This is a genomic window from Microbacterium galbinum, assembly GCF_023101185.1.
Lineage (GTDB): Bacteria > Actinomycetota > Actinomycetes > Actinomycetales > Microbacteriaceae > Microbacterium > Microbacterium galbinum.
In genome coordinates this window covers 3,229,998-3,249,547 of the sequence record NZ_CP078077.1, presented here as the reverse complement: position 1 = coordinate 3,249,547, position 19,550 = coordinate 3,229,998, and the positions used below count along the sequence as shown (strand labels likewise).

Below are 19,550 nucleotides of genomic sequence, written 5' to 3'. Positions count from 1 at the left end.
GCATAGTCGAGAGCATGCCGACCCCGCCGAGCACGATCTCCTCCTGGTTGCGGGCGCAACCCACTCTGATCGGTGACGCGCCGGTCTGGGACGCGACGCTGCTGCCGGATTCTCCGCTCGAGCTGTTCCGCGACTGGATCGGCGCGGCCGTGGATGCCGGAGTGCCCGAGCCCCACGTGGCGACGCTGGCGACGGTCGGCCCCGACGGCATCCCGGACGCGCGGGCGCTGATCCTCAAGGACGTCGACGAACGGGGCTGGGCGTTCGCGGGTCCTCGAGCGTCGCGCAAGGGCGCTCAGCTGTCGGCGCATCCTGCTGCCGCGCTCAATTTCTGGTGGCAGCCCCTGGTGCGAGCGGTCCGCGTGCGCGGGCGGGTCGTCGAAGCCGCGAGGGAGGAGAGCGCCGCCGATCTCTCCGTGCGCTCGGCTGCTGCCCGCGCGGGAATCGAGCCGGGTGGCTGGGTGCTGTGGCGCCTCGTGCCCGAGCGCATCGAGTTCTGGCAGGGCTCGCAGGATCGTCGGCACTCCCGCGTCGTCTACGAACGCGACGGCCGCGCATGGGCACGAACGGATGCCGGGGCGGCGGGGAGCTGACCTCAGCGGGCGTCGAGAAGTTCGTCCTCGACGTCGGCGTCCTTGTCACGGCGACGCTTCTCCTTGACGGGGGCCGGTCGGCCCTCGACCTCCTCACGGTGCTTCACGATCTCGGTGCGGATGATGTAGCCGATGAAGATGAAGCCCATGATCGCGAAGAGGATCCACTGGATCGCGTACGACAGGTGGGGCCCCGGATCGTCGGTGGGCGACGTGAAGCCTCCGAGCGGCGTACCCGCGGGATCTTCGCTGATCAGCTGTCCGTAGGCGGCGGTGATGACGTCGCCCTCCACGAGGCCGGCGATCGTCGGCAGGTTGATGGTCGGCACCTGCCCGTCGGGGGCACCGCGCCCGGAGGCCGGGACCTGCTCGCTCGGGCGGAGTCGCGCGACGACCTCGACGGTGCCGCTCGGGGCCTCGGGAACCGCATCCGGGGTATCGCCGTCGCCCGGGGGAACCCAGCCGCGGTCGACGATGAACACGCGACCGTCGACGTCACGGAACGGCGCGAGGACCTCGAAGGCGCTGGTGCCGCCGTGCGGCCGGTTGCGCACGAGCAGTTGCTGGTCGGTGAGGTACTCGCCGCGGAGCAGCACCGGATGCCACTCATCGCCGGGCTGGAGGAGGTCGTCGTCGCCGATCAGGTCTCCGAGCGGGACCGGGTCGGCATCGTAGTTCTGCTCGACCAGTTCGATCTGCTCGGCGCGGGACTCGTTCCTCTCGAACTGCCAGTTGGAGAGGAACGCGCAGGCGACCGCGAAGCCGATCGCGATGAGGACGTAGACCATCCAACGGGTCAGGCGCTTGCTCACGCGGGTACTCCGTTTCGGACGGTCACCGGGAAGTCGCGGGCCGCCAGGTAGTCGTGCAGGTAGTCCACGTGCTCGTCGCACGCCAGCCAGATCTTCTCGCGGTCCGCAGCGTGGATGCGGGGATTGCGCCAGACGACCTGCTTCGTCGCCGCGCTCCGGCAGCCGGCGCGCGAGCAGATGAGATCGGTCACGTGCGATCCTGCGGCTTCTCGTGGATCGTGATGATGCCGGGAGCTTCCTCGATCGGCTCCGGGACGACCGCGGGTGTCGCCTCGATCTCCTGCCGAGGGGACTCCGCCCCCGATTCGGTGCTGTCGCTGCCGGCGTTCGCGAAGACCACGGCGATGTACGGGAGCACCGCGGCCGCGGCGGCGAAGACCCATGTGTACCAGCCGTAAGGCTGCACGAAGACCATGAGGCCGAAGCACACGATGCGGATCGTCATCGTGATCGCATAGCGGCGCACGCGGTGATCGGACTCGGCTGCCGGCGACTGCGGCAGAGAGGTCACGGCGGGGACGGTGCGCTTGCGGTTCACGATGCCTCCAGCCTACGCCGGTGGGCGGGGGCTGGAGTGCGTTCGTGGGTCGATCAGCTGTTGTAGAGGAAGGGGAGGGTGAACGCTCCGAACGCGAGGAGGCTGATGAGCGAGATCGCGATCGTCAGCACGCCGATACCGAGCACGACGTACCCCAGGATGAGACCGGCGAACGCCATTCCGCGTCCGCCGACGGTCGGGTCGTTCTTCGTCTTCTTCAGCGCCATGTGCCCGGTGATCACCGCGGCGATGGACGCGAGCGCCGGGAGGAAGAGCCAGCTGAACAGAAGGCTCACGATGCCGCATACGAGCGAGGTGATCGCGAGTCCGCTGGTCGGACGCGGTGCCGGGTAGACGGGATACGGATTCTGCGCGTAGCCGTACGGCTGGTGGGGCGCGCCATAGCCGGGCTGGACCGGCGGTTGCGGCTGCCCGTAGCCGGGGGCGGCAGGTGCGCCGTAGACGGGAGCGGCTCCCGGGTACGCCTGGGTGGGCTGCACGGGAGGGGCGGGCGGAGGAGTGTACGGCGTTCCGCCGGCTGGAGGAGGAGTGGTGTTGTCGCTCACGCGGAGACCCTTTCGTCGAGATCAGGCTCCCAGCCCGCTGCGCGGGTGTCAAACGCCGCGCGCCCGACTCGGGGGGAGCATCCTCGGTAGGATCGGTGTCGGTTCGGATGCCGGATCGTCGTGAACAGCGGGAGTGAATGAACATGAGTGAGCAGCGCGTCGTCCTCGTCACCGGAGGCAACCGGGGCATCGGCCGATCGATCGCCGAGCGATTCGTGCGCGAGGGCTATCGAGTCGCCGTCACCGCGCGCAGCGGCGAGGGCCCCGACGGCACGCTCACGGTGCGCGCGGATGTGACGGATGCCGCCGCGATCGACGCCGCATTCACCGAGGTCGAGGAGAAGCTCGGCCCGATCGAGATCGTCGTGGCGAACGCCGGCATCACCAAGGACACCCTGCTCCTGCGCATGAGCGAGGACGACTTCGACAGCGTCATCGCCACCAACCTGGGGGGCACCTTCCGCGTGGTCAAGCGCGCGTCGAAGGGGATGCTGCGTGCACGCTTCGGCCGCGTCATCCTGATCTCGAGCGTCGTCGGGCTGTACGGCTCGGCCGGTCAGATCAACTACTCGGCGTCGAAGAGCGCCCTCGTCGGTTTCGCACGTTCGCTGACGCGCGAACTCGGCAGCCGCGGCATCACGGCCAACGTCGTCGCTCCCGGCTTCATCGAGACCGACATGACCGCCGAGCTACCCGAAGACACCCAGAAGCAGTACAAGGCCAACATCCCCGCGGGACGATTCGCGAGCCCCGACGAGGTCGCGGGCGTCGTGACCTGGCTCGCGGGTGACGACGCGGCGTACATCTCGGGCGCCGTCATCCCCGTCGACGGCGGCCTCGGGATGGGCCACTGACGCCCGTCGCGCTGATCTCCCCTCGATTCTCCGAGCGGCCTCGCCGCTGACCGCGCCCCGACGGTCGGTCAGCGGGCGACGGCGGCGAGGATCAGTTCGCCGAGACGCTGGGGCATCGTGAACTGCGGCCAGTGACCGGAGCCGACTCGCACGACCTCGACGTCGTCGATCGCGCTGTACTCGTCGCCGTAGGGACCCCAGTCGGAGATCTCCGATTCGAGCGTCTCCTGGTCGAGTCCGCCCATCAGCATCGTCACCGGCACTCCGAAGCGCGCATCGCCCTCGAAGGCGATCGCGTCGGTCGGCACGCGCGCGGGAACGCTCTTCGCGGTCGGTGCGGTGCGCGCACGCGTGTCGGCATCGAGATCGAACACGTCTTCATCGGGGAAGAAGTCCCACCCGGGGAACGGCACGACACCGTCGACGACCTCGAACTCGCTGATGCCGTGACCGGGCGGCGGCGGAACGGTGTCGACGAAGACCACGCGGGAGACGCGGTCGGCGCGGGCGTTCGCCGCGCCCCAGGCCACGTTTCCCCCGCCGCTGTGTCCGACGACGACCACCCGCTCTCCGGGGAGCTCATCGATCTTCTGCGTGACGGCATCGACCCAGTCGGCGATGCCGATGTCGGTGGATCGGGTCGCGGGCGCACCGACTCCCGGCAGGGTCAGAGGGTGCACGCGATGCCCCGCGCGCGTCAGCACGGGTGTCACGTCGTTCCAGCTCTCGGCATCGAGCCACAGGCCCGGGATGAGGATGATGTCCATGCGCCGACGTTAGCGCCGGCCTCCGACATCCGCGAGGGGGTCGCAGAACACCGCCGAACCCCGCGGGGCCGATCAGGGGAGAAGAGCGATGACCTCGGCGAGGTCCTGCGGTCCGACCACGAGACTCGCCGCGTTGCGCACGGCGGGCTTGGCGTTGAAAGCGAGTCCGAGGCCGGCCGCCGCCATCATCTTCAGGTCGTTCGCCCCGTCTCCGATCGCGATCGTCGCGTGCCGGGCGACACCCAGCTGGGCGGCCCACTCGAGGAGCGACTCGGCTTTGGCTGCGGCATCGACGATCGCGCCGTCGACCTCGCCGGTCAGCGCCCCGTCGGCCACGCGGAGCCGATTGGCCCGCCAGCGATCGACGCCGAGGGTCGGGGCCACGTCGTCGAGGATCTCGTGGAATCCTCCGGACACGACGCCCACGACTCCGCCGCGTGCGTGAACCGCGGCGGTCAGCTCGCGCACGCCCGGCGTGGGCTCGATGCGCGCGAGAACGCGGGGGAAGGCATCGACCGAGACGCCGCGGAGCGCCGCGACGCGGGTGCGCAGGCTCTCGGCGAAGTCGACCTCGCCGCGCATCGCGGCCTCGGTCGCGGCCTGCACCTCGTCGCGGCGCCCGGCCTCGTCGGCGAGCAGCTCGATCACCTCGTTGCGGATGAGGGTCGAATCGGCATCGAGGACGACGAGGAAGCGCGCAGGGGTCACGACGTCGAGCCTACCGAGCGCGGACGTCGCCGCCGGACGGATGACGCTCAGCGCTCGATGTACAGTCCCTTGCCGACAACCGTGATGCCCGTCTCGGTGACCGTGAACCCGCGGGCGAGATCGCGTTCCCGATCGACACCGACGGTCGCACCGTCGGCGAGCACCACGTTCTTGTCGAGGATCGCCCGATGCACGCGGGATCCGGCTCCGACGTGCACGTGGTCGAATACGACGGAATCGGTGATCGTCGATCCGCCCCCGGCGAGAGTCCACGGACCCACCACGCTGCGTTCAAGGTGCGTTCCCGACAGCACGGACCCCAGCGAGACGATCGAATCGATCGCGTTGCCGATGCGGCCGACCGAGTCGCGCACGAACTTCGCGGGGGGCGAGTTCACGGTCTGCGAGTGGATCGGCCAGTCGGTGTTGTACAGGTTGAACACGGGCAGGGTCGAGATCAGGTCCATGTGGGCGTCGAAGAACGACTCGATCGTTCCGACGTCGCGCCAGTAGGAGCGATCGCGCGGGGAGGAGCCGGGCACCTCGTTGCGCTTCATGTCGTAGACACCGGCCTCGCCGCGCCCGACGAAGTAGGGGATGATGTCGCCGCCCATGTCGTGGCCGGAGGTCGGGGACTCGCCGTCGGTCTCGACAGCCGCGATCAGAGCGTCGGCGTCGAAGACGTAGTTGCCCATCGAGGCGAGCACCTCGTGCGGCGCGTCCGGCAGACCGGTGGCATCGGTCGGCTTCTCGAGGAACGCACGGATCCGGCCCTGATCCTCGGGATCGGTGTCGATGACGCCGAACTGCGACGCGAGAGCGAGGGGCTGGCGGATGCCGGCGACGGTGGCCTTCGCACCCGAGGCGATGTGCGCGTCGATCATCTGCCGGAAGTCCATGCGGTAGACGTGGTCCGCGCCGATCACGACGACGATGTCGGGCTTCTCGTCGTTGAGCAGGTTCATGCTCTGCAGGATCGCGTCGGCCGAGCCCGAGAACCACCGCTTGCCGAGGCGCTGCTGCGCCGGAACGGAGGTGACGTACGAGTCGAGCAGCGCCGACATGCGCCACGTCTGCGAGATGTGGCGGTCGAGGCTGTGCGACTTGTACTGCGTGAGCACGACGACCTGCCGCAGGCCCGAGTTGATGAGGTTCGAGATCGCGAAGTCGATCAATCGGTACTGTCCGCCGAAGGGCACCGCGGGTTTCGCGCGATCGGCCGTGAGCGGCATGAGTCGCTTGCCCTCGCCGCCGGCGAGGATGATGCCGAAGATCTTCTTTGGAGCGGACATGGCTCCACCTTAGGTGCGATCCGGCCCGCTGTACTAGCGTTCAGACATGCGAGTCGAAATGATCACGAAGGAGTATCCGCCGGAGATCTACGGCGGTGCCGGGGTGCACGTGGCCGAGCTCGTGGCGGCGCTCCGCGAAAGCATCGACGTGAGCGTCCGCGCCTTCGGTGCGCCGCGCGACGAGCGGGGTACTGCCGCGTACTCCACGCCCTCCGAACTCGCCTCCGCGAACGCCGCGCTGCAGACGCTCGGAACGGATCTCGAGATCGTCGCCGCGATCGAGCGCGCCGACGTCGTGCACAGTCACACCTGGTACGCGAACTTCGCGGGACACCTCGCCGCGCAGCTGCACGGCATCCCGCACGTACTCACCGCGCACAGCCTCGAGCCGCTGCGCCCGTGGAAGGCCGAACAGCTCGGCGGCGGCTACGCCGTGTCGAGCGGCATCGAGAAGCTCGCCTACGAGAACGCCGCGGCTGTGATCGCCGTGAGCGCGGGCATGCGGGCGGACATCCTGCGCAGCTACCCGCAGGTAGACCCCGCGAAGGTCCGGGTGATCCACAACGGGATCGACGTCGAACGCTGGCGCCCCGTGCAGAACCCGGAGTTCCTCGCATCCGTCGGCATGGACCGGAACCGTCCGTCGGTGGTCTTCGTCGGGCGCATCACCCGCCAGAAGGGACTCCCGTATCTGCTGCAGGCCGCGCGGCTGCTGCCGCCCGAGGTGCAGTTGATCCTCTGCGCCGGAGCTCCCGACACCCCCGAGATCATGGCCGAGGTTCAGGAGGGCGTGCGGTTGCTCCAGCAGACCCGCGACGGCGTGATCTGGATCGAGCGGATGCTGCCGCGCGACGAGCTCTCGGCGATCCTCACCGCCGCCACGACCTTCGTGTGCCCCTCGGTGTACGAACCGCTGGGCATCGTCAACCTCGAGGCCATGGCCTGCGGTGCGGCCGTGGTCGGCACCGCGACCGGAGGCATCCCCGAAGTGGTCGCCGACCGCGTGACGGGTCGCCTCGTGCCGATCGAGCAGGTGCAGGACGGCACAGGTACCCCGGTCGACCCCGATCGGTACGTCGCCGACCTCGCGGCCGTGCTCACCGAGGTGGCCATGGATCCGGCGCAGGCGCGGGTCTACGGCGATGCCGGACGAGAGCGGGCTACGCGCGAGTTCAGCTGGTCGTCGATCGCCGACGCGACCCGCGCGCTCTACGCGGAGCTCACCGCCTGAGCCGATAGGCTGGTCGCATGCCGATCGCTCTGGATTTCACCGATGTCGTCGTGCGCCGCGACGGGCGAAACATCATCGACCACGTGACCTGGCAGGTCGCGGACGACCAACGCTGGGTGGTCCTCGGACCCAACGGCGCGGGCAAGACCACGCTGCTGCAGCTCGCCGACACGCTGATGCACCCGACCTCGGGAACCGTGACGGTGCTGGGCGAGACCCTCGGTCGCACCGACGTGTTCGAGGTGCGCCCGCGCATCGGCTTCGCCTCGTCGGCGATGGCCAAGCGGGTTCCGCGCGACGAGACCGTTCTCAACACCGTGCTCACCGCCGCGTACTCCGTGCTCGGGCGCTGGAACGAGGACTACGAGGACATCGACGAGCGCCGCGCGCTGCGCGTGCTGGGGGAGTGGAAGCTCGACCACCTCGCCGATCGCACCTTCGGCACTCTCAGCGACGGTGAGCAGAAGCGCGTCCAGATCGCCCGCGCCGTGATGACCGACCCCGAACTCCTCCTGCTCGACGAGCCGACCGCCTCGCTCGACCTCGGATCGCGCGAGGAGCTCCTCGCGCTCCTCAGCGGCTACGCCTCGTCGCCGACGACTCCGGCCATGCTCATGGTCACGCACCACGTCGAGGAAATCCCGGTGGGCTTCACGCACGTCATGCTGCTGCGTGAAGGGCGCGTGGTCTCGGCCGGTCCGATCCGCGAGACGCTCACGGCCGAAGCGCTCACCGAAGCGTTCGGCATGCCGATCACGCTCAGCAGCGAGGACGGACGCTACGCGGCTCGCGCGGCATCCTGATCCGTCATCTGATAAGATCGACCCTTGGTGCACTCTGCACCGCAGACTTCCCTCGTCCCTGGCACAATCCAGGGCAGCAACTAAGGAATCCCATGAAGACTGACATCCACCCCGAGTACAAGGCAGTCGTGTTCCGCGACCTCGGTTCGGGCGAGACCTTCCTCACCCGCTCCACCGTCTCGAGCGACAAGACCATCGAGCTGGACGGCGTGGAGTACCCCGTCATCGACGTCGAGATCTCCTCGGCCTCGCACCCGTTCTACACGGGCAAGCAGCGCATCATGGACTCGGCCGGCCGCGTCGAGAAGTTCAACCAGCGCTTCAAGGGCTTCGGCGGATCGTCCAAGTAAGGACCCCCGCCTCGAAGGCCCCGTTCTCCTCGAAGAGCGGGGCCTTCGTCGTACTCGCGACGACGTGCGTTCACGTCGTCGGCATCCGCCGAGCGACGGACATGCTCAGCGGATGCGTCGACCGTGCGCGAGGTCAATGAGACGGCTGAGCACGGGGCCCGATCGCAGCCCGTTGTGCTCGTGCTCGCTCGTCTGCCACAGGTGGACGCCCGGCAGCAGCTTCGCGGTCTCGAGCGAGAACTCGTAGGGCACGTACACGTCGTTCACATAGACGGCGGCGGCGCCGGTCGCCTCGGACGCGGCGATCGCCGAGGCGTCGTACACCGAGGGCCACTCGAACTCGGCGAGCTCGAGTGCGACGTCCCGCCAGGGCTGGAAGGCCGGCACCGTCTCGGTCCATTCGCGGCGGATGTGCTCGCCGGTGAACAGCGTCGGGTCGTCGCGGAAGTCCGCGGGCTCGGTGCGCTCGGCCGACCACCGCGTGGCGTGGCCATCGGCGTAGCTGGACTCGTGGAAGGCGAAGTAGAGCGGGTTGCGTCCGCCGTAGGGCATCGCATTCATGAGGTCGTAGCGGAACGCGTTCTTCGTCGGATCCGATTCGAGAAGCGACCACACCGTCTGCCATCCGCCATCCGTTCCGAGGGCCGACCCGAAGGAGCGGAGGCGGGAGACCGAGACGACCTCGCCGTCGGGGAGCACGATGTCACCGGCGGCCGCACGATCGACCAGGCGCCGCATCGCATCGCGGTGCTCAGGAAAGCGCCGGTAGTAGCGCTCCGAGGCATCGCGCATCTTGTCGTAGCAGAGGGCGTAGACGTCGTCGGGGTGGCGTCCGATCGCGCTCAACCCTCCCGTGATGAACACGTCGGTCAGGGAGTCGGCGTCGGTGGAGAGGTAGGCGAGGGTCGTGAAGCCGCCGAAGGACTGGCCGAGCACGCTCCACTGCTCGGCGCCGAGGTGTTGGCGCATCGCCTCGCAGTCGCGCACGATCGCGTCGGCCCGCAGGTGCGTGAGGTGCTCGGCGACGACCGAGGAACCGAGTGCCAGGTCGCCATCGGAGACGGGAGTCGAGCGCCCCGTGCCGCGCTGATCGAGCAGCACGACCTGATAGTGCGCGAGTGCCTCGTCGAGCCAGGCCGGCGAGGTGGCGGCGTGGAACGGGCGGGGCGCCTCGCTGCCCGGGCCGCCCTGGAGGAACACCAGGTAGGGGAGCGTCTCGCCGCCGGGACGCGAGACGACAGCGGCGAACACGTCGATGGTGCGGCTGTCGGCGGGATCACCCCAGACGAGGGGGACGGTGAGCGTGTGCTCTTCGACGGTCAGATCCAGCAGGCGGCGCACGACGGTAGTCACGTCTTCGATCCTATCGAGCAGCGGCCCAGGGCGAAGGCGCAGCCGGCGCTACATCACGTTGCCGATGTAGGAGTACTTGACGAACACCTCGGCGGCGATGCCGGCCTCCTCGAGCACCCCCTGCACGGCGCTCATCATATAGTTCGAGTCCCAGCCCATGTAGAGGTGGTGGCCGTCGGTGAGTTCGTCCCACTGCCCCTTCCAGGCCATGCCGTCGTAGATGGGGCCGCCGTGCGCTGCCGAGTACGACAGGGCGGCGGCACGGGTGTCGGTCCAGGCGCGACGCAGGACGCGGTTGAAGAGATGCTTGACGTCGTACACCTCCCACCGCTCGCCGCGGTACTCGACGTAGTCGAACTCGCGCTCCCAACCGGCGGGCCAGCCGCGACGGCGGACGGCGTCGAGGATCGGGGTCAGTCCGTCGTCGTCGATCTCGGGCAGGGCCGGCCGCGCCCAGATCTGCAGCAGCTCGGCGGTGAGGCGCACGGTGCGGGCCGTGATCGCCGCGGTGTTCCACTGGTCGATGGCATCCAGGTCGCGAGTCGCGGCGACGCTGCTCCGCGCGTAGGCATCCGCGCGCTTGACCGGGAACGAGGCGCCGAAGACGCTCTCGGTGAGGTGCTGTTCCAGCAGCGTCAGGTTGCCCAGCGTCGGGGCGAGCGCGCGGTGGCTGTTCTGCTCGTCCTCGCTGTACTCGCTCCACGTGCGCGCCCCGTCACCCGACCACGCGTCGCCGGGGACGGTGGGCACGATGTGCTCGACGTCGAACTCGAGGGGATCCTCGACGCCTTCGAGACGGCCGAGCACGTAGGCGGCGTAGGGGAGCTCGCTGTACTTCAGCACCGCGCTGACCCGCTCGTCGGAGGGGGTGATGCGTGCGAAGGCGCGAGCCAGCGCCTCCCGCCCCTGCGAGCGGGCGCGGCAGAGCCGGGCGACCAGGCGCTCGTTGGGCAGGTTCACGAGGGTGCGGCGCAGGTAGAGCGCCTGAATCCATTCGAGAGTCTCGATCAGTTCGCCGCGCTCGATGACCCCGCGGGAGTGGTCGCTGTAGGCGCTGAGCACGAGCGGGTAGGCCGCGCGACCGAATGTGTTCACGAAGCGCAGTTGTCGGGCGATCTCCGGATCGCTCTCGAGCGAGGGGTCGAGGAGGATACCGTAGATCTCGGCGTAGTGGCGCCAGACCTCGGCATCCGCCTGCAGCCGCTCCGCATCGACCCGGGGGAACGAGTGGCGGAAGGCGCTGTAGACGCCGTGCTCGCCGTTCGCCGCCAGTTCGCGCCCGGTCGTCATCACGAGGTAGTGCCGCCAGAAGGCGCCGATCGTCTCACCCGTGTGGCGTTCGATCGGCAGCCAGAAGCGGGCCTCCACATCGAGCTGCTCGGCGTGGGTGAGCCCCATCAGGATGTAGTTGTGGATGAGCTCGTGGTCGCGCAGGGGTTCCCCCGTCGAGTTCAGGCTCTCGAAGATCTGCTGCGCGTTCGCCTGCGCGCCGAGCGTGATCGACACGTGCTCGAGTCGCTGCAGCCCTCGCCAGATGCGTGCGACCTCGTCGGCGTGCACCTGACTCCGGAAGAACGCGTAATTGTCATCGAAGCGGGATTCCCGGTCGGCGTCGTCGCGCCGATCGAGCACGACCGATTCATACAGCCCGGCCCAGGCGTCGTGCGGGCGCAGCTTGGTGCGGGACGGATCGTCGGCGCGCACGAGAACCCTCTCGAGCTCGGCGGCGAGCTGCGGGTCGGTGCCTCGCACACTGTGGTGCAGAGCGGCGATGAGGAGGGTGAGCGTCGTGATGCGCTGCTGCCCGTCGATGAGGATCAGGTCGTCGTCGGTCGCGCCGTCCTGCGCGGAGAGGATCGAGCCGATGAAGTGGCGGTGGGATTCGTCGGCGTCCGCCACGGAGCGGATGTCGGAGAGCAGTCTCTCGCACCCGCCGATGTCCCACCGGTACTGCCGCTGGTACACGGGGACGACGATGGTGGTCGACCCCGCCGCGAGCCACTCGATCGTGTTGACTGCTGTCGCCTCGACGTTGGTGGCGGTGCTCATACTGGTGTCTCGTCCTCCCGTAGCGCGCGATGTCGAGGGTGAACCCGGCACCGTTTTCAGTCTATTCGGTTATTCACGGCCGCCTCCGAAGCGCACGCACCGCTCGCTGTTAGGCTTGCCTTATCAGGGCCTGTTAAAACGTGCTGGCCCCCGATGAAAGGAACATGACTCGATCATGGGATACATCAAGTCCAAAGCGCTGGAGGAGAAGGGCTTCGTCGTCCTCGACAGCTACAACCAGGAACTCGACCCCAAAGAGTGGCTGGACATCGAGTACAACGACTGGAAGTCCTCGGGCGACACGCGATTCGCGCCGCTCGCCAGCGCCTTCGGAGACATCGAGTGCAACGGCTTCTGGAACCACAAGCCGCCGCGCACCGACAAGGACGGCGTCTGGATCGATTCGCAGACCGCCAAGGCCCCGAACCTCACGCGCCGCGCGCAGGAGCCCGGTGCCAACGTCGGGCGCTGCCGGGTCATCGAACTGCAGCCGACCCCGTACGGCGACTGCCTCTACAACCTGCACCAGGATGACAACAACCGTCTGAACCCGGACGGCACGGGCTGGGTCGTGCGCGGCTTCTTCAACCTCACCGACGACAAGGACAGCTACTTCGTCCTGCGCGAGAACCGCACCGACCCGAGCATCGAGTACCGCATCGCGCTTCCGGCCGGCGCGCAGCTCATCGTCGACACGCAGCGCCTGTGGCACGCCGCGACGCACAACGGTACCGAGCCGCGTTACTGCCTCATCACCTCGTGGACGTCGGGTCCCGAGCTCGACGCGTACATCGAGAAGTACCACGGCACCGATGACGTTCCCAACGTCGAGGTTCCGCAGGAGGTGCTCGAGCACGGCTACGCCGAGCAGGCCCGCAAGGATGCCGCGCGCGCCGCGTACTACGCCGCCAAGGGCCAGCAGGTCAAGCAGGCGATGAGCGAGGCCTGATCCTCTGCACCTCGGAGACCCGTCTCCACGAAAGGCCCCGGTCGTCGCGACCGGGGCCTTTCCCGTGGAATCACATGCTTGTGATTTCCAGGATCGTGGGCGAGAATGGGCGCATAACCGCATATCGTCGCTGATTTCGGTTCAGGTCGTTGGGGAAGACGCACCTGATGAAACGGAGAGATCATGGCGACGGCTTACGCACGCGGAGTGGTGTACATCCACTCGGCGCCTCGCGCGCTCTGCCCGCACCTCGAGTGGGCGGTGGGTCGCGCTATCGGGCGTGCGGTGAACTTCGACTGGGCCGACCAGCCCGTGCTCGACGGCGCGCGCCGCGCCGAGTTCTACTGGGATGGCCCGGTGGGCACCGGCGCCGCTCTCGCGACCGCGATCCGCGGGTGGGAGCACCTGCGTTTCGAGGTGACCGAGGATCCGACTCCCCGCAGCGACGGTGGACGCTGGCTGCACACCCCGGACCTCGGCATCCATTACGCCCAGACGGATGCCGCCGGCAACATCGTCATCGGCGAGGATCGCATCCGGTATGCGATGGAGATCGCCGCCGGCAGTGCGATCGAGCTGCAGCGCGAGCTCGACGTCGCCCTCGGCTCCGCGTGGGACGACGAGCTCGAGCCGTTCCGGCACGCGAGCGACGACGCCCGCGTCGTGTGGCTGCACAAGGTCGGCTGACGTGCCGACCACCCACAGACCTGGAGCGCGGGAGGCGTGAGTATCGGATGCCGGTGATTCGTCCCGGACGCTGAGAAGACGTCCCCCGCTCCATAGACGAAGACCCCGCCCCTGTTCGCAGCGGCGGGGTCTTCGTCGTCGGAGGTGCCGTCGTCGGAGAGCCGGCGGCCCGGTCAGATCACCGCGGCGTGGCGGAGGTCGTCGCCGTGGGAAGCCGCCCCGCCCTGCACATGCGCCCAGGACTCGGCGACGCGCGTCATCGCCTCGGCCGTCCGCTCCGGGGGCAGCGTGATGGGGATGCGCAGCCGGCGCTCCAGCACGCCTCCGGTGGTGAACCGCGGCCCGGGCGGCAGGATGAGCTGCCGCTCGCGCGCCGCGAGCGACAGCGCCGTCGAGACCGGAACTTCGAGATCGACCCACGCCGAGAGGCCGCCGGGCGTCGACGGCATCCGGATGCCGGGAAGCGCGGCGAGTCCCGCCTCGACCGCCGCGCGTCCTGCCCGCAAGCGCGTGCGCACGTGTGCGGTGAGGGCCGGCATGTCGGCGAGCAGCTCGACGGCGATGCACTGCTCGAGCAGGGCCGTGCCGAGCTCGAACGAGGGGCGCACCGCGAGGAGTCGAGTGATGAGGGACCGTTCGGCGCGGATCCAGCCGATGCGCATGCCGCCCCAGGCGATCTTCGACATCGAGCCGACGGTCACGACGCGGGGGTCGTACGCCGCCATCGGTGTGGGCGCCCACCCGCGGTCGATGTCGAGTTCCGTGGTCGTCTCGTCGACGATCAGCGTGGTCCCGGCGCTGCGCGCGGTGGCGACGAGGCGCGATCGTTCGTCATCGGGGAGCGTCGCGCCCGTCGGGTTGTGGAAGTCCGGGATCAGGTAGGCGAGATGCGGGCGTACGCTCAGGAGCGTCTCGGCGAGGTGTCGTGCGTCCCAGCCCTCGACGTCGACGGGGGTCGGCACCAGGCGGTAGCCGTGACGATGAAGCGCCTCGAGCGCGTGTGGGAAGGTCGGTTGCTCGACGAGCGCGCGCTCTCCCCGTCGTCCGATCGTCGCGAGCACCAGGTTGAGGGCGTTCAGAGCGCCCGAGGTGATCATGATCTCGTCGGCCGAGGTCTCGACGCCGCGCTCGGAGAAGCGAGCGGCGACGGCCTCGCGGAGCTCGGGGAGGCCGCGCAACGAATAGCCGCTCGTGCCCCGCATCGCGGCGAGGCGCGGGAGGGAGCGCACGGTGGCGTCGTACAGGCCGGGGGTGGAGTCCATCGAGGCGATCGACAGGTCGATGGCCGAGTCGTCGTCGGTCGGGATGGTCACGATGTCGGCGTGCGGGAGGGTGATGCGGGTGTTCCCGCCGTGCAGCCGGGCGACATAGCCCTCTGCCTCGAGGAGCCCGTACGCGCGGGTGATCGTCGACCGGGAGCGGCGCAGTTCCAGGGCGAGCGCACGTTCGCTCGGAAGCCGCTCGCCGACGGTCAGGCGACCGTCGAGCACGAGCGCTCGGATCTGGTCGGCGAGGGTGGACGCCGTGGCGCCGGCGGCGTTCTGCGCTCCGAGCTGTTCGACGAGTCGTGATCCCATGCCTCCAGCATGGCGCAGAAGTGGACTGATTTCTGCAGGCCACTTCTGGGGGAGTGGACTCGGATTCGGAGCGTGACCGGCATCCACCATGGAGAGATGCACCTGCGCTCCGTCTTCCTGCCCGTCACCGCCACGAGTCGGCGCGACCTCGTCGAGCGCCTCGGGCAGCTCGTGCTCGGTCTCTTCCTCTACGGCGTGGCGCTCGGGTTCATGGTGCGGGGCGGGATCGGCGTCGCTCCCTGGGATGTCCTCGCACTCGGCGTCTCGGGGAGTTCGGGCATCGGCTACGGCACCGTGACCGTGCTCGTCTCGATCGTCGTGCTGCTGCTGTGGATCCCCCTGCGGCAGCGAGTCGGCCTCGGCACGCTGCTGAACGCACTGATGGTCGGCCCCGCCGCCGACCTCACGCTGCTCGTGCTGCCCGCTCCGCCGACCGTCTGGATCGGAGCGCCGATGTTCATCTTCGGTCTGCTGCTGCTCGCCTTCGCGACCGGACTCTACATCGCCGCCGACTTCGGCCCGGGACCGCGCGACGGACTCATGACCGGACTCGTGCGCCGCACCGGCTGGAAGGTGTGGATCGTGCGGACGTTGATCGAGGGGAGCGTCCTGCTGGTCGGGTTCGTGCTCGGGGGGCCGGTCGGCGTGGGCACGGTGCTCTTCGCCTTCGGCGTCGGTCCGCTGATCGGCTGGTTCCTACCGCGGATCACCCGGATGCGCGTGGCACGGTCCCAGCGGCTCGCCCCGCCCGCGGCGTCCGTGCCGAGCTGAACGCGCCCTCGACACACGACGACGGCCCCCGGAGTATCTCCGGGGGCCGTCGTCGTGTGCGGGACTCAGTCGTTGTCGGCCGCTGCGAACACCGCAACGGCGTTGTGACCGCCGAAGCCGAAGGAGTTGCTGATCGCGTACTGTGGGCCGTCACCCAGTGGCGTCGGCTCGCCGGAGAGGCGGAACGGCACAGCGGGGTCGGGCTCGGTCATGTTGATGGTGGGCGGGGCGACGCGGTCGCGCAGCGCGAGCAGCGCGAAGATCGCCTCGAGTGCGCCGGTGCCGCCGAGCAGGTGACCAGTCGACGCCTTGGTCGCCGACACGGGGATCTCGTCGATGCGGTCGCCGAAGACCTTCTTGAGCGCGACGTACTCGTTCGGGTCTCCGACCGGGGTCGACGTCGCGTGCGCGTTGATGTGCGTGACCTGATCGGCGGTGATGCCCGCCTCCTCGAGCGCCTGGGTGACGGCGCGCGCCGCTCCCGTGCCCTCGGGGTCGTTGCCGGTGATGTGGTAGGCGTCGGCCGTCACGCCGCCGCCGAGCACGTAGCCGTAGATCTTCGCACCACGGGCCTTCGCGTGCTCCTCGGTCTCGAGGATGAGCGCTGCCGCACCCTCGCCCATGACGAAGCCGTCACGGTCGATCGCGCCGGGACGGGAAGCGGTCGCGGGGTCGTCGTTGCGACGCGACAGGGCCTGCGCCGAGGCGAAGGAGGCCATCGTGATCGGGTGGATCGCCGATTCGGTGCCACCGGCGATGACGACGTCGGCCAGCCCCTCCTGCAGGTGGTGGAACGCGTGGATGATCGACTCGGTGCTCGAGGCGCAGGCGCTCACGACGGTCTGCGCGTAGGCGCGGGCGCCGAACTGGAGCGAGAGGTTGCCGGCCGCGGCGTTGGGCATGAGCATCGGGACGGTGAGCGGCATGACGCGGCGAGGTCCCTTCTCACGCAGGGTGTCCCATGCGTCGAGGAGGGTCCAGAGACCGCCGATGCCGGTGGCGAAGTCGATGCCGAGGCGTTCGGGGGCGACCTCGGGGGAGCCCGCGTCGGCCCATGCCTCACGGGCGGCGATCAGGGCGAACTGGGAAGAAGGGTCGAGGCGCTTGGCCTCATGGCGCGGGAGGACTTCCTCGGGCCGCACGATCGCCTCGGCGGCGAAGGTGACGGGGAGCTCGTACTGGGCGACCCAGTCGTGCTCGAGTGCGCGGGTGCCGGAGGCGCCTGCGAGGAGGTTGGTCCAGTTCTCCGGAGCTGTCCCGCCGATGGCGGACGTGGCGCCGATGCCGGTGACGACGATGCGCTTGGTCATGGTGTGGTTCCTTGTCGGACGGGATTCAGAGCAGGGTGGGGGGCAGGACGGAGGATGCCACGCCCCGACGGTGCGGGGGTGGCATCCCTCGTGGATTACTCCTGGCCCGCGACGATGAAGTTGACGGCGTCGCCGACGGTCTTCAGGTTCTTGACCTCGTCGTCGGGGATGGTGACGCCGAACTTCTCCTCGGCGTTGACGACGATCGTCATCATCGAGATCGAGTCGATGTCGAGGTCGTCGGTGAACGACTTCTCGAGAGCGACCTCGGAGGCGTTGATGCCGGTCTCGTCGGTGATGAGCTCTGCGAGGCCGGCGAGGACCTCATCGTTGGTGAAAGCCATGTGGTCTTCCTCTTTCTTACGGGTTGTTTTCGGAACCGTGGAACAGTCTAGGGAAAGTCGGGCCCGGGTCAGGGGAGCACGACGACCTGAGCCGCGAACACGAGGCCCGCGCCGAAGCCGATCTGCAGGGCGAGACCGCCCGAGAGCTCGGGGTGCTCGGCCATCAGACGGTGGCTGGCCAGCGGGATCGATGCGGCCGAGGTGTTGCCCGTCGTCTCGATGTCACGGGCGATCACCGTGGTCTCCGGGAGCTTCAACTGCTTGGCGAACTCGTCGATGATGCGCATGTTCGCCTGGTGGGGGATGAAGGCGGCGATGTCGGATGCCTCGACGCCGGCGCGGTCCAGCGCCTCGCGGGCGACCTTCGCCATCTCCCAGACCGCCCAGCGGAACACCGTCTGACCTTCCTGGCGGAGGGTCGGCCACGGCACCTCGCCGTCGCGGAACTGCGTCAGGGTGCCGTTCATGCCCACGGCATCCGCCTTCGAGCCGTCGGAACCCCACACTGCGGGAGCGATGCCGGGGGTGTCGCTCGGGCCGATCACGGCGGCGCCGGCGCCGTCACCGAGCAGGAACGAGATGCTCCGATCGGCGGGATCGACGATGTCGGACAGCTTCTCGGCGCCGATCACCAGCGCGTAGCGGGCGGCACCCGCCTTGATGAGGGCATCGGCCTGGGCCACGGCGTAGGCGTATCCCGCGCAGGCGGCGTTGATGTCGTAGGCCGCTGCGGGGTTCGCGCCCACGCGGTCGGCGACGATCGCCGAGACCGACGGGGACTGCTTCGGGTTGCTGATGGTCGCGACGATGACGAGGTCGATCTGGTCGGCCGGGATCCCGGCCTTCTCGATCGCCTCGGCGGCGGCTTCGGACGCGAGGTCGATCGCGTCGGTGCCCTTGTCGGCGCGCGCACGCGTGATGATGCCGGTGCGCTGGCGGATCCACTCGTCGCTCGAGTCGATCGGACCGATCAGGTCGTCGTTGGGCACGGCGTTCTCGCCGCGCGCGGCACCATACGAGTAGATGCGGGTGAAAGCGGGGCCCGTGGCCTGCGTCAGGGTGGCGCTCATGCGGCTTCTCCGTTCAGCAGCGCGACGGCCGCATCGAGGTCTTCGGGGGTCTTGACGGCGACGCTCGGAACGCCGCGCAGACCGCGCTTGGCGAGTCCGGTGAGCGCACCGGCGGGAGCGAGCTCGATCAGGCCGGTGATGCCCTGATCGGCGAACGACGCCATGCAGAGGTCCCAGCGCACGGGCGACGAGACCTGGTCGACCAGGTAGTCGAGAGCCTGCGCGCCGCGGGTGACGACCGATCCGTCGCGGTTCGTCCAGAGGGTCAGCGTCGGGTCGGCGGGGGTGACCTCGGCGACGGCGTCCCGCAGCACGGCCACGGCGGGAGCCATGAAGGTGGTGTGGAAGGCACCGGCCACCTGCAGCGGGATCACCCGGGTGCCCTTGACCGGTTCTGCGGCGAGGGCCTCGAGCGAGGGGAGCTCGCCCGCGACGACGATCTGGCCGCCGCCGTTGTAGTTCGCAGGCGATAGACCGAGGTCGTCGAGTCGGGCGAGGACGGCCGCCTCATCGCCACCGAGGACCGCGCTCATGCCCGTGGGGGTCTGCGCCGCGGCATCCGCCATCGCCCGTCCGCGGATGCCGACCAGGCGCATGCCCGTCTCGGCATCGATCACGTCGCTGCCCACCAGGGCGGCGATCTCGCCGACCGAGTGGCCGGCGATGCCGTCGGCCCGGCGCCCGGCGCGGGCGTTCAGGGCGTCGGCCGCGATGAGCGATGCGGCCACGATCAGCGGCTGCGCGATGCGCGTGTCGCGGATGGTGTCGGCATCCGATTCTGTGCCGTGGAGGCGGAGATCGACCTCTGCTGCGTCGGAGTACGACGCGAGGCGCTCGGCCACCCCGTCGAGCTCAAGCCAAGGGGCGAGGAAACCGGGGGTCTGCGAGCCCTGACCAGGGCATACGACGACAATCACATCCCCAGT

Annotated in this window: 22 protein-coding genes; 8 read left to right on the top strand and 14 right to left on the bottom strand. The window is 69.2% G+C overall.

Annotated elements, in window-relative coordinates:
* Positions 1-14 precede the first annotated feature (14 nt).
* Complete coding sequence (locus tag KV396_RS15740) at positions 15-593, top strand: pyridoxine/pyridoxamine 5'-phosphate oxidase (protein WP_247956302.1); 579 nt, start codon at positions 15-17, stop codon at positions 591-593.
* 2 nt (positions 594-595) lie between these two features.
* On the opposite strand, the gene KV396_RS15735 is transcribed toward KV396_RS15740, so the two are convergent.
* The 4 genes from KV396_RS15735 to KV396_RS15720 are packed head-to-tail and all read right to left on the bottom strand — an operon-like array spanning position 596 to position 2,509.
* Positions 596-1,405: an SURF1 family cytochrome oxidase biogenesis protein gene (locus tag KV396_RS15735; protein WP_247956301.1), complete on the bottom strand. Its 810-nt coding sequence runs from the start codon at positions 1,403-1,405 to the stop codon at positions 596-598.
* Entirely contained in the window at positions 1,402-1,596 is a 195-nt protein-coding gene (locus tag KV396_RS15730; RefSeq protein ID WP_247632074.1) for a hypothetical protein, read from the bottom strand. Before KV396_RS15730 ends, KV396_RS15735 begins: the two co-directional genes overlap by 4 nt.
* Positions 1,593-1,943 (bottom strand): DUF3099 domain-containing protein, encoded by a 351-nt coding sequence (locus KV396_RS15725; protein ID WP_247956300.1) that lies wholly within the window; start codon positions 1,941-1,943, stop codon positions 1,593-1,595. The genes KV396_RS15730 and KV396_RS15725 overlap by 4 nt, the downstream gene beginning before the upstream one ends.
* Positions 1,944-1,996: 53 nt before the next feature.
* Positions 1,997-2,509, bottom strand: a complete 513-nt coding sequence (locus KV396_RS15720) for a DUF4190 domain-containing protein (RefSeq protein ID WP_247622273.1) — start codon at positions 2,507-2,509, stop codon at positions 1,997-1,999.
* Positions 2,510-2,652: 143 nt separating this feature from the next.
* Between KV396_RS15720 and KV396_RS15715 the strand changes: the two genes are divergently transcribed.
* On the top strand, positions 2,653-3,363 hold the full coding sequence (locus KV396_RS15715; protein WP_247622274.1) for a beta-ketoacyl-ACP reductase: 711 nt from the start codon (positions 2,653-2,655) through the stop codon (positions 3,361-3,363).
* 68 nt (positions 3,364-3,431) lie between these two features.
* On the opposite strand, the gene KV396_RS15710 is transcribed toward KV396_RS15715, so the two are convergent.
* From KV396_RS15710 to glgC, 3 genes are all read right to left on the bottom strand, one after another.
* Positions 3,432-4,130 (bottom strand): alpha/beta fold hydrolase, encoded by a 699-nt coding sequence (locus KV396_RS15710; RefSeq protein ID WP_247956299.1) that lies wholly within the window; start codon positions 4,128-4,130, stop codon positions 3,432-3,434.
* Positions 4,131-4,202: 72 nt separating this feature from the next.
* A complete protein-coding gene (serB, locus tag KV396_RS15705; protein ID WP_247956298.1) occupies positions 4,203-4,838 on the bottom strand; it encodes a phosphoserine phosphatase SerB in 636 nt (211 codons plus the stop codon).
* A gap of 47 nt (positions 4,839-4,885) precedes the next feature.
* Positions 4,886-6,130 carry a glucose-1-phosphate adenylyltransferase gene (gene glgC, locus KV396_RS15700; RefSeq protein WP_247622277.1) on the bottom strand — a complete coding sequence of 415 codons (1,245 nt, stop codon included), beginning with the start codon at positions 6,128-6,130 and terminating at the stop codon, positions 4,886-4,888.
* 46 nt (positions 6,131-6,176) lie between these two features.
* On the opposite strand from glgC, the gene glgA reads away from it, so the two are divergent.
* The 3 genes from glgA to KV396_RS15685 all read left to right on the top strand — a co-directional run bounded on the left by glgA (position 6,177) and on the right by KV396_RS15685 (position 8,514).
* Entirely contained in the window at positions 6,177-7,361 is a 1,185-nt protein-coding gene (glgA, locus tag KV396_RS15695) for a glycogen synthase (RefSeq protein ID WP_247956297.1), read from the top strand.
* 17 nt (positions 7,362-7,378) lie between these two features.
* A complete protein-coding gene (locus KV396_RS15690) occupies positions 7,379-8,164 on the top strand; it encodes an ABC transporter ATP-binding protein (protein ID WP_247622279.1) in 786 nt (261 codons plus the stop codon).
* A gap of 92 nt (positions 8,165-8,256) precedes the next feature.
* Positions 8,257-8,514 (top strand): type B 50S ribosomal protein L31, encoded by a 258-nt coding sequence (locus KV396_RS15685; protein WP_021200734.1) that lies wholly within the window; start codon positions 8,257-8,259, stop codon positions 8,512-8,514.
* A gap of 105 nt (positions 8,515-8,619) precedes the next feature.
* Here KV396_RS15685 and KV396_RS15680 read toward each other — a convergent pair whose 3' ends face one another.
* Both KV396_RS15680 and KV396_RS15675 read right to left on the bottom strand, forming a co-directional pair.
* Complete coding sequence (locus tag KV396_RS15680; RefSeq protein ID WP_247956296.1) at positions 8,620-9,867, bottom strand: alpha/beta fold hydrolase; 1,248 nt, start codon at positions 9,865-9,867, stop codon at positions 8,620-8,622.
* A gap of 48 nt (positions 9,868-9,915) precedes the next feature.
* Positions 9,916-11,916, bottom strand: coding sequence for a DUF262 domain-containing protein (locus KV396_RS15675; RefSeq protein WP_247956295.1), 2,001 nt, complete (start codon positions 11,914-11,916; stop codon positions 9,916-9,918).
* Positions 11,917-12,091: 175 nt separating this feature from the next.
* On the opposite strand from KV396_RS15675, the gene KV396_RS15670 reads away from it, so the two are divergent.
* Positions 12,092-12,865, top strand: coding sequence for a hypothetical protein (locus tag KV396_RS15670; RefSeq protein ID WP_247622282.1), 774 nt, complete (start codon positions 12,092-12,094; stop codon positions 12,863-12,865).
* A gap of 183 nt (positions 12,866-13,048) precedes the next feature.
* The gene (locus KV396_RS15665; RefSeq protein WP_247956294.1) at positions 13,049-13,552 is read left to right on the top strand and encodes a DUF3145 domain-containing protein; all 504 of its coding nucleotides are present in this window, start codon (positions 13,049-13,051) and stop codon (positions 13,550-13,552) included.
* A gap of 173 nt (positions 13,553-13,725) precedes the next feature.
* On the opposite strand, the gene yczR is transcribed toward KV396_RS15665, so the two are convergent.
* Entirely contained in the window at positions 13,726-15,129 is a 1,404-nt protein-coding gene (gene yczR, locus KV396_RS15660; protein ID WP_247956293.1) for a MocR-like transcription factor YczR, read from the bottom strand.
* 72 nt (positions 15,130-15,201) lie between these two features.
* Here yczR and yczE point away from each other — a divergent pair, with 72 nt between their 5' ends.
* Entirely contained in the window at positions 15,202-15,900 is a 699-nt protein-coding gene (gene yczE / locus KV396_RS15655) for a membrane protein YczE (protein WP_247956292.1), read from the top strand.
* A 65-nt stretch (positions 15,901-15,965) separates the two neighbouring features.
* Here the strand turns inward: yczE and KV396_RS15650 are convergent, their stop codons facing one another.
* From KV396_RS15650 to KV396_RS15635, 4 genes are all read right to left on the bottom strand, one after another.
* Positions 15,966-17,210, bottom strand: coding sequence for a beta-ketoacyl-[acyl-carrier-protein] synthase family protein (locus tag KV396_RS15650; RefSeq protein WP_247956291.1), 1,245 nt, complete (start codon positions 17,208-17,210; stop codon positions 15,966-15,968).
* Between the two features lie 95 nt (positions 17,211-17,305).
* Entirely contained in the window at positions 17,306-17,554 is a 249-nt protein-coding gene (locus KV396_RS15645) for an acyl carrier protein (protein WP_017202249.1), read from the bottom strand.
* 68 nt (positions 17,555-17,622) lie between these two features.
* On the bottom strand, positions 17,623-18,624 hold the full coding sequence (locus KV396_RS15640; RefSeq protein WP_247622287.1) for a beta-ketoacyl-ACP synthase III: 1,002 nt from the start codon (positions 18,622-18,624) through the stop codon (positions 17,623-17,625).
* A complete protein-coding gene (locus KV396_RS15635; RefSeq protein ID WP_247956290.1) occupies positions 18,621-19,541 on the bottom strand; it encodes an ACP S-malonyltransferase in 921 nt (306 codons plus the stop codon). The genes KV396_RS15640 and KV396_RS15635 overlap by 4 nt, the downstream gene beginning before the upstream one ends.
* Positions 19,542-19,550 lie beyond the last annotated feature (9 nt).